Here is a 9,014-nt window from a genome sequence, read left to right on the forward strand (position 1 = left end):
CGGCGGACGGGGGGCGGTGTCGGACGGGGGGCGGTTTCAGCCGCCGGTACGACCGCCCCGTCCCGCTCGCTCGGCCCGGTCGGCTCGTTCGGCCTCGCTCGCGCCGAAGGGGCCGCCGATGGACAGCCCGTCTGTAACGTCACGCCGCCCACGCTCAATCAACTGCCGTACGAGCGCGATGAGTTCGGAAGGCTCGAAGGGCTTGGCGAGAAACGCGTCGACACCGACGTCCAGTCCGCTCTCAACCTCGTGCTGAGTGCAGGCGCTGACGATGGCGAGGGGCAGATCACGGGTACGGGGATCGCTGCGCAGCCGAGCGGCGGTACGCAGTCCGTCCAGCCGGGGCATGACGACATCGAGGGTCACCACATCGGGCTGCACTTGATGGATGACGTCCAGACACTCGGCACCATCGGCCGCGGTCACGACCTCGAGACCCTCCAGCTCGAGATTGACCCTGATCAACTGCCGGATGACCTTGTTGTCGTCCACAACAAGCACCCGACCCGACGCGCCTGGCACAACTCGAGAGTAGGTCCGGACCGGCCACCGCGTCCGGGTTTTCCCCACTTCCACCCCCTGCGAGCGACCCGGGACACCTCCCCGACCACCTCCCTGACCACCGAGAAACCTGTTCATGAACACCGTGATGGAGCTGGTAGGGTTCTACCCGTCGCCGCGAACACCGCGACGAACACGCCCCCGTAGCTCAGGGGATAGAGCAACGGCCTCCGGAGCCGTGTGCGCAGGTTCGAATCCTGCCGGGGGCACCTTGATTTAGGTGCCCAAAGACCCCGCCATCAGCTCGCTAGCTGAAGACGGGGTCTTCGCGTATGTGCAGGCGGATGCCGCCGAAGCAGCTGTTTGCCAGTGATCACGCAATGACGAAGTAATGATTTTGGCGGCCTTTCCAGCAGGTCAACGTCCGTTTGCCGTCTCCTTGTCCCGTCTCTGCGCAGGCAGCCAAGTCTCTCCGTCTGACCGCGCTCAAGTGAAGATCCCGGGCATGTGGCTGCGCGGCCCGTCTTCAGCCTTCACGCTGGCCACATGTGAGGTCCGGCCTTACGAGACCTTGGGGTACGGACGGCCAGCCCCACGCCCATTCGACGCAACCACCGCTGTCCGCATGCGTCTTGGGCTCGGCCGCTCAGGACTCCGCCAAGGCCCTGCTGTCCCATACGGCCAGCACGTTGGATCAAGGAGGAGAGATGCTGGCGAACCTACTGCCTGGCCTTCGTGACGTCCGGGCACCACTGTCGGCGGGGTGCATCTGGCTCTTGACGCTCTGGCTGATCGTGGAGGATCGGGTCCCGACGCGGGAGGAAGCACATGGGGTGTGGGCGTCGTTGTACCGCCTCGGCGGCTTGATGGGCCCCGCCGCATTGCTGGCGTCCGCAGCCTTCGCCGCATACCTCATCGGCGCCATGTTGATGGTCCGAGTCGCCACGGTGAACGTGCAGGAAGCACGGAAGACGGCGCGACTGAGGAACATTCAGATGGCTCTCACGCCTCGCGTGTCGAAGCTCGCGTTCGATGACCTGGTCAGCTTCCTGCAAGCGCAAGGGCGAGTACCTGTACCGAAGCCGAATGAGATCAGAGATCCTCGTCGTGAGCAGGGCGAGCGTGGTCTGGTCAACCTTGTCGCACGTGACGTGCTCGGCGAGACCAGGCAGCTTCGTATCAAACTCCTGATCGCCAACTACGACTTGTTCAACGAGTACGACCGAGCCGTGGGCGAAGCAGAGTTCCGCAAGAACGTCGCCTACTCCCTCATAGGGCTCGCAGCCACGCTCAGCTGGCTCTACTCCCCTTGGTGGGCTCTCATGCTGGTCGTGCCTTTCCGGCTCTACATCGCCGGGGTGGGGAGCGAGCGGATAGCCAACGACGTCATCATCCAGGCTGTAGTGGCGGGACTCCTGGAGCCCGCCACCTTGACCGGAGCCGCGGGACTGCCGGCAGTGCCCGCGGAGCGAGGCCCGTAGCAACGCGAGAGTCCGACACACCTCCGACACGACGAAGCCCCGGATCTCTCCGGGGCTCGTGTGAGGGGCGTGTGGGCTGTGTCAGTCAGTCTTCGGCGCCGCACTCCTCCCCCAGGCCTCTCAGGATCCGGTCGTTCATCTCCTGCTCCTGGCCGTCGATGCACTTGGCGTAGATCTTCAGAAGGACGTCGACCGGGTGACCGGCACGGGCCGCCACCTCGGGAGCGGGGACACCGGAGTTGAGCCACTGGGAGACGCCCGCATGGCGAAGGTCGTACGGCCGGAAGGCCAGGACCGACGACACCTGATGCGGTACGAGCGCCAGTTCCCGAGCCTGTTTCCACGCTCGTGAGTACGACGAGGCCGCGATCACGTTGCCCCGCTCGCTGGAGAACAGCCGGCCGTCCTTCGCCGTACCGAACTCCTTCAGGTGCTCACGGAGCAGCCGCACCAGCGGAGGCGGTATCGGCACGACGCGCACTTCGCCACTGGCCCGTTGCTTCAGGCCGCGCCGATCGTGCGCCTCCCCGGAGTCCGTCCACGCCTTCCCTGCCGTGGGACGAGTCTCCGCCAGCTCAATCCGCCCCCAGCCGGACGCCGGAAGCGTGCAGTCAGGGCGGCGGAGTCCCAGCGCCTCGCCTGGCCGCATGGCCGCGTAGTACAGGCACCCGAAGAACGCCTTCAGCCGTCGGCCGCTCGCGCGCTATAGCCACCCACGCAGGTGAGGGCGGTCAGCAGTTCACGAGCCTGCCGAGGATTGACCACCACCCGACGGTCAACCTCCTGCACCGCACGCTTGCCTCGCTTACGCCGCACTCGGCTCAGCGGGTTGGACTGCAAGTGCTCCAACTCCACTGCGTACTCAAGTGAGTTGAAGACCACCGCCCTGCGTCGGCGGTGCGTCTGTGTCGCCGCAGGTTTGCCGTCCATCCTCCGGCCCAACCCGTCGATCAGCTCATGCACTCGCGCGATCTCCTGCAGCTCACCCACGGGGAGCGATGCCTTCTCGATCCACCGCACGGCCGCCGCGATCTCTTCCGGCCGCTCTCGTTCCCTGCGGGAAACCGGCAGGACGTACGAGCGCAGCGCCCGCCGCAACACCTCAGGAGCGGGCCGCCCCCTCCCCGGCTTGACGAGGAGGGGAACAACCGTCGCCAGAGCATCGGTCATGCTGTCCCGTTGCTTCGCCGACGCTTCCGCCCAACGCGCCCCCACGTACTTCACCGCCAGGTCGAGGAACGACAACGCCGCTTTCCCACCACGGAGAGAGTCAGGCAACCCGGTCACTGTGTCGAACGGTTCGCCCTTGTCGGCGGCTCGAAGCAGCTTGGCCCGGAAGCGATCCGCGAGCGCCTTCGTCTCGTGCGACTCGTGGAACGGCTCGCCGTCCACGGACCAGCGGACGAGGTAAGTCGGCTTCTTCGCGGAGCGGTTGATACTCAACTTCCAGATGACGACCCTGTACGACTTCACGATGCGGCCCCCTCCGCACGTTCCGCCAACCAGTCGTTGAGCACGTCGCGGCGAACCCTCAACTCCCCGTTGGGTAAACGGATGCAGGCCGGCGCGAGGCGCAGTTCGCGCCAGCGGTAGAAGGTGCGCCGGGAGATCCCGCCCAGCTCTTCGAGCACCTGCAGCACGGTGAGTAGTTCGGCCGTCTTCTCACGCGCCATGAGGACCACCGACCTCCCGTACGGAGGCCGCCAGGAGTGCCGCCTCCGGCGAGTAGCCGCGCCCTGCATAGCGCCACTGGCCGATGGTGACGGTTGTCCGCCCGCCGATGCCGAGGGCGGTCCGCTGCTCTTCCGCACGGTGTTCTGCACGCGCCTCACGGAGTGCAGTCAGAGTCGTCGAGTAACGCCGTGACTTGGTCGAGAAGTGGCCGCCGTAGCCGAGCATGTGGGCCCAACGCCGCAGCCCCAGAGGCTCGAAAGAAGGCAGACCGCCCAGCCACCAACACGTACTGATCATGCGGAGGACGTGAGCCCGTACCGGCAACATGACCAGTTCCCGCGCCTGGTGAATGCGACCGTCGACCGCCCCGGCAGACTCGGCGCCCTTCGTGGCGTACTTCGCGATGTAACCCGCAACAGCCGCGGAGGTCAGCCGCTCCCCCGCTCCGAACGCCACGATGGGCCGCACGTCGACCTGATCGCCGAAGCGCAGTACGCGAGCGCCCACGACATCCGCGCCAGGAGCAACGACCCGCACGCGGGCGACGACCACCTGTACCGCGTCCATCAGCAGGGCTGTTGTCGCCCACCCGGGCGGAGCCGAGGCCGGTCCCTCCGGCGGCTCGCTCCGCTCCCCGCGCGCCGCACGGCCCCCGGCCGAGCCTGCGCTCCCGTTTTCGCCGTTTCAGCCCGGCTAACGTCCGTTCGCGTACACAGCGATCAGCCCCCTTGAAAAGGCTGCGCTGGCAAGGCTCAACGTCAAGTACCCAAGGATGGCAGCTACCCCAGCGCGCTCGGAACATCCGGCTCTGAGAGTCCGACTGAAGCGGCCAGGCACGTTGCGCTGGTCGACAACACAGAGCCGACAGCGTGGTTCATGCTGGTGGGGGTGCAGCGAGACACACGCGCGCCTGATCGATCAGTGCAGCCGCCGCCGAGGCTGACTTTCGTCAGCTGACGCACAGACGATCTCCGAAAGATCACCGTTCTCACTGGCAGACAGCAGCCGTGGACTTGAAAGTCCAGCCTAAAAGCCTCTGCGCACGCCTCTCATAAATGGCCTTGAGGCCGCTTCAGTTGCGCTAACCTATCGAGCCTTCATAGCACTGAAGTCAATCCTTGTCGGAACACTAGTCTCGTCAGCCACAAGTCGCTCAATTGCTACTTCCCAAACATCATGGTCAAGCTCTGGAAATGCATCGAGAAAACTGAAAATAAGCCTCTGCTGCACGACGTCATGCGAGAGATAGATTTGCATTGCAACATATTCAGGATCGACCAAGCCAGCCTTTACTGATTCCGTAAGAGTCTCAATTCTCGCAGAATAATCCGCTTCATCGATGCACGGCTCCAAGGAACTCACAACAAAGCAGACCGCACTTCTGCGTCGAATGTCGACTGAAGCGTCACTTTTGATTTTCTTCCACTCGCGAGAAATCGCGCTGCGAACCCCCTTGGGGATGCCACTCGCATCCGCAGTACAAAGGAAGAGACCGAGTTCAACCTGCGAAAAGTCCTTCACCCATTCTCGATAGATGGCCGAAGGGACGTGTGGCATCCACACAGCTCCAGCACTACCTACCAACGCTCCATCTAGCCACATCCCAATTCCATTCGGAACTTTCCGCGCGCGCGCAAGCCAGGTGAGATCTACGTGCCCTGAACCTTCCATAGCAATCTCGGAAAGCTTTTTAAGGCTCTCAACCTCCACAAGCCCAACCTGGCCTCTATCGAATACACGCGCGTTACTAACAGTCAACTGGGCAATGTAAGACCGTACATAGTCAGGCGACGTTGAGATCAGTTGCACCATCTCAGCCAGGTGAATATCAGTAAAACCATTACGTACGATGCCGGCTGGCGTGTCGAAGCTCCGACCCACAGCTGCCGCCAGAGGAAGAAACGGAAGCTGGTCACGCACGCTTTGAGAAAAGCTCCGCGCTAGACGGTCGATCGAAATCGGCTCCTGCCAGGATTCCTCAATCTGTCGCCAGGCTTCCAAATCTCCAACGTAGGAGCTATCGACGAGGGAGTCTTCGGGGATATCCCCATATCTCACATCTTGGAGCACAGCAACAATTGGCCACGGAAGGAATGAGGCACCTGAAGTGAATCCGAATCCAGCAGCATTAACCGAAATAGCCGCTTTCTTGAGTGATGCCGGTGACGGCTCGTCATTGAACGTCTTTACGGCATGCATCCAATGGGCAGCAGGAACCTCGGCCAGATTAATATCCCGCCAAACTAGATGGTCTCCGACCCTTGAGATACTGCAATCAATCCTGCTCCCGCCGACAATGAGCGAGGGAGTGATATTTGCATGATACGCAGGACTTTCGTAGACGGCGATAAAGTTAGTGATCCACTCAGGGCCTGCGTCGACCTGCAAAGAGCGAGAGTAAGGGCGCCTCCACCGAGCTGACAGAATCGCTGGAAGATCCTGGAGAGGCACATCCAAAAGACGCTCAGCCGCAACATTTAGCAGCTCCGACGAAGACACTTCGAACGCAAGCCGCAGAGCTCTGTCTTGCGCGGCATCATCCATGCTCGCATAGACTGCATCAAGCGTTACCTTGGCCCACGCATCACCTCTAGCACTCAGTCTAGCTAGAAAGATAAGGAGGCTATCACTTACCCGCTTTCCTTCAATAATCCAGCTCTCAACGTTCCCTTTAGCGGTTTGAAGGCCGCTATCAGAAAGGGCTGGAACAAGCCGCTCCATATCATTGATAGACGGCAAACCAAAGAGTTTCGTGGCTTGATCTACCAAGACAGCCTCATGCTTGGGCGCCTTCACCATCCCGTCAGTCAGAATATCCAGTGCAAGACGTGACCCTAGCGCCAGACGGCGAGTGGGCGCCTGAGGCTCTTTTGCCTGAATGTTCAACTCGGCCACAACAGCACCGACTGAGTCGCGCAGATGACGCCTTTCAGCGAAGATTTTTCCCACCGCAAATAGAAGCACGTTCCGCCAATGGGAGCTTGCGCTAATCAAACTAAGTCGGTCACGGACCTCTTCATCACTAGCCGACATCAACGCGTCTGCCGCCCAGAATTCTTGCAGCGATCGAATCTCGAATCCAACTTCACCTGCACGAGACGGAACCAGGAAGACGAGGCGATCCGTGGCTGCAAGGCTTATAGAATTGGTCAGCGAGTTTAGCAATTCACCTGCATGCCCCTCACCTTCGAGGCGCTGTCGAATTATAGTGCTAAACTCATCGATCGCAATCCTGGATTCCGTATCCCCAGACCTCTCGCTTCGCGTCTGAAGCAAGAGACCTACATCAGCGTGAATGGTATCAATGTCTGCCCTATGGTCCCGTAGGAGGTTGGTTGCAGCCCCTTCCTTCTCCAGTTCACGCTCATAGATCACTCTGTAGTAATCTTTAAATAGAGTGTAACGATCCTTTGGGGCCTTTCCCATTCTGTCAAGCAGTACTGCCATGATTGTGACCTGAAGCGGCGATGACATGAGGCGTCCGGTTGAGACCTCATCCGCCGCTTGATTCAACCGATGCATAAGCCTTGCGGTACGTTCGGAATCAGCACCATGGCGAGCAGTAGCCAACTTTCCGGCGTAGTGAAGCGCGCGCTCCTTTCCAAGTGATTTGAGCTCTAGATGCAAGAAATTTGATGGTGAAAATTCCTCCGTATACCCTTGGGGTCGCGTGGTGGCAATAATCATCACGTCGGCGGAAATTTCATCAACATCCATAAGGAATTCGTTAACCGCCGACAAAACTTGGTCGCGGTTGCTTGATGCCGGCACCTCATCAAGGCCATCCAGAAGAAGAAGCCAAGGGAAAGTTGCGAGCCATTCACGAAGGTCCTGCGGAGTAATGTTGACATCTGAGGAATCAGACGCTCGCGCTGCAATAAACTGAAGAAGCGACTTTGAGCGACCATGTGCCAAGTCGTCTGCAAGCTGGGTCAACGGAACTTTCACGGGCCATCGGTGAGAATTGGGGATTAGCCCTTCTCGTGCTGACTGCTCAGTAATGAGCTTTACCGCCTGCGCGACGTCTTTGGTGCGCCCCACAGAGGTTCCCTCGATGAGACGTGCTCGGTAGATTTGACAAAGGAACTGACTTACAGTGCTTTTGCCTTGCCCAGGTCCTCCTACAAGAACGAAACGCCCGTTACTTTTTCGTCGGTCAGCCGTGCGTGAGGATCCTCTCTTGTCGCATGCGTTAATAAGACCACGCAGCACATGCGTGTGCGCACCTGGGCTACTCGCGCCCGGAGGGCCCATAGGAAGATCAATGAAGACTTCCGCGAGTGGAATCTGCAAGTCATCAGCAGAGCCGGCCTGGTCCAGGTTAACGTGGAGATCACGTACCAGCTCTTTGGCGAGGTATCGTTGCAGCCCTTTACCGACTTCCTGCTTGCGTGCCGAGAATTGGGAGTACAGTTCTGCTAGTACATCGCCTGGGAGAACCCAGGCAGCGTAACTCGTCCGAATCTTGGGATGAATCTCCAGCAAGCGATTTACAGTCTCTCCATGCCAGACATACCACTTCTCGATTCCCAATGCCTCGCACTGTGTTTTAAGTTCCTTGTGCGCGCGGTCAAGACCGCCCGTGTTAGGCACACCAGAAAGGGTAACGTTTGTTACAAAAATAAGGCAATCAGGCTTTTTGGTACGTTTAGTAGAAGTCTTCCAGTCCTTTAGCTCGTCGCGAATCTGGCTGATTAGCCAAGTCGCGTCCTTCCTTGGTGTGGTTAGATTTTCGCAATACTTGGCTTGGAATACTCCGTATCCTTCAACAGTCGGCCCGTCCTTACCCAATTTGACGGGTCCGTCGAAGGTTGCTTCTCTTCCGCCATCCGGGCCGGGACCGAAGACACTCAGAGCTGAACCGATTTCGGCGAGAGCTAGAGACTGGGCGAGGTTCTCGAACTCGCGCGGCCCTAGCTTGGAGAGATCAAACTTCATGGCCATAGTATGGCGGACAGTTGTGCTCCGCGCGGGGCCTCTTGGAAGAATTTCGCTCGCGATATCGCAGATGAGAGCGCACGCCGTCCTGGACGTGTCAGATGCGTGCCTGAACCAGGTGGGTTGCCGAGGCCGACCGAAGACGCAGGTCAGCATGCCGCCGGGAGGCCTCAAATGATCGCAGCTTCCCAAGCTGAGAGTGCGAGTTCGATTCTCGTCACCCGCTCCATATGAAACCCCCAGGTCGATGACCCGGGGGTTCTTTGTTGTCTAGACCAGTGGGCGGGGTGCGCACCACAACCGCACCATAAGGGCGCTGCTAGAGATCTTTAACGGTGTGGGTTACGTGGGGTCGTGACGATTGATGTGGGCTGCGCTATGCCGGAGGGATGAGGTATCCCGATGGCGGTGGGCTGACGG

At 60.2% G+C, this 9,014-nt stretch carries 4 protein-coding genes, 1 tRNA gene and 2 pseudogenes; 2 read left to right on the plus strand and 5 right to left on the minus strand.

Annotation, left to right across the window (positions count from 1 at the left end; genetic code table 11):
* Positions 1–36: 36 nt before the first annotated feature.
* Positions 37–639 (minus strand): response regulator, encoded by a 603-nt coding sequence (locus OC490_RS48625; RefSeq protein WP_262064486.1) that lies wholly within the window; start codon positions 637–639, stop codon positions 37–39.
* A 59-nt stretch (positions 640–698) separates the two neighbouring features.
* On the opposite strand from OC490_RS48625, the gene OC490_RS48630 reads away from it, so the two are divergent.
* Positions 699–770 (plus strand) — tRNA-Arg (locus OC490_RS48630).
* A gap of 438 nt (positions 771–1,208) precedes the next feature.
* Positions 1,209–1,982 carry a hypothetical protein gene (locus OC490_RS48635; protein ID WP_262064487.1) on the plus strand — a complete coding sequence of 258 codons (774 nt, stop codon included), beginning with the start codon at positions 1,209–1,211 and terminating at the stop codon, positions 1,980–1,982.
* 85 nt (positions 1,983–2,067) lie between these two features.
* On the opposite strand, the pseudogene OC490_RS48640 reads toward OC490_RS48635, so the two are convergent.
* From OC490_RS48640 to OC490_RS48655, 4 genes and pseudogenes are all read right to left on the minus strand, one after another.
* Positions 2,068–3,455: pseudogene (locus tag OC490_RS48640) on the minus strand (tyrosine-type recombinase/integrase).
* A complete protein-coding gene (locus tag OC490_RS48645; protein ID WP_262064488.1) occupies positions 3,452–3,655 on the minus strand; it encodes a helix-turn-helix transcriptional regulator in 204 nt (67 codons plus the stop codon). Before OC490_RS48645 ends, OC490_RS48640 begins: the two are co-directional and overlap by 4 nt.
* Positions 3,645–4,286: pseudogene (locus OC490_RS48650) on the minus strand (replication initiator); the annotation flags it as partial. The pseudogene OC490_RS48650 and the gene OC490_RS48645, both read right to left, overlap by 11 nt.
* Positions 4,287–4,742: 456 nt before the next feature.
* Positions 4,743–8,594 carry an NACHT domain-containing protein gene (locus tag OC490_RS48655; protein WP_262064489.1) on the minus strand — a complete coding sequence of 1,284 codons (3,852 nt, stop codon included), beginning with the start codon at positions 8,592–8,594 and terminating at the stop codon, positions 4,743–4,745.
* Positions 8,595–9,014: the final 420 nt, after the last annotated feature.

This window comes from Streptomyces sp. STR69 (assembly GCF_024519455.1).
Taxonomy (GTDB): Bacteria; Actinomycetota; Actinomycetes; order Streptomycetales; family Streptomycetaceae; genus Streptomyces.

Bases quoted from the DNA above. Each gene is read 5' to 3' on its own strand.
- OC490_RS48625 (WP_262064486.1), bottom strand. From the start codon at position 639: ATGAACAGGTTTCTCGGTGGTCAGGGAGGTGGTCGGGGAGGTGTCCCG.
- OC490_RS48635 (WP_262064487.1), top strand. From the start codon at position 1,209: ATGCTGGCGAACCTACTGCCTGGCCTTCGTGACGTCCGGGCACCACTG.
- OC490_RS48645 (WP_262064488.1), bottom strand. From the start codon at position 3,655: ATGGCGCGTGAGAAGACGGCCGAACTACTCACCGTGCTGCAGGTGCTC.
- OC490_RS48655 (WP_262064489.1), bottom strand. From the start codon at position 8,594: ATGAAGTTTGATCTCTCCAAGCTAGGGCCGCGCGAGTTCGAGAACCTC.